The sequence below is a fragment of the Novosphingobium malaysiense genome (assembly GCF_000802225.1).
Classification (GTDB): domain Bacteria; phylum Pseudomonadota; class Alphaproteobacteria; order Sphingomonadales; family Sphingomonadaceae; genus Novosphingobium; species Novosphingobium malaysiense.
In genome coordinates this window covers 1-230 of sequence record NZ_JTDI01000042.1, presented here as the reverse complement: position 1 = coordinate 230, position 230 = coordinate 1, and the positions used below count along the sequence as shown (strand labels likewise).

At 59.1% G+C, this 230-nt stretch carries 1 protein-coding gene; it reads right to left on the bottom strand.

Translation table 11 applies throughout. The annotated features are described in order from the left end of the window. On the bottom strand, window positions 1-163 hold a 163-nt coding region (gene pgk / locus LK12_RS23420), incomplete at its 3' end, for a phosphoglycerate kinase (protein ID WP_082010737.1). Between the last annotated feature and the right edge of the window lie 67 nt (window positions 164-230).

The following is a 230-nucleotide window of genomic DNA, read 5'->3' as shown; positions in this document are numbered from 1 at the left end:
CGGTGGTGCGAGCGCCAGCCTCATGCAGCTGGGTCAAAGTAGGCAGGGCAGCCTTAATACGACCGTCGTCGGTGATCTTGTCCCCGTCGAGCGGGACATTGAAGTCGCAGCGGATGACGACGCGCTTACCGCGCAAGTCTCCGAGATCCTCAACAGATTTCATGTGGAAGCCCTTTCTTGAAATGGTAGTCGTGAACGATGTGTCGCGGGCGTCGCGGCCCGGGTATAGA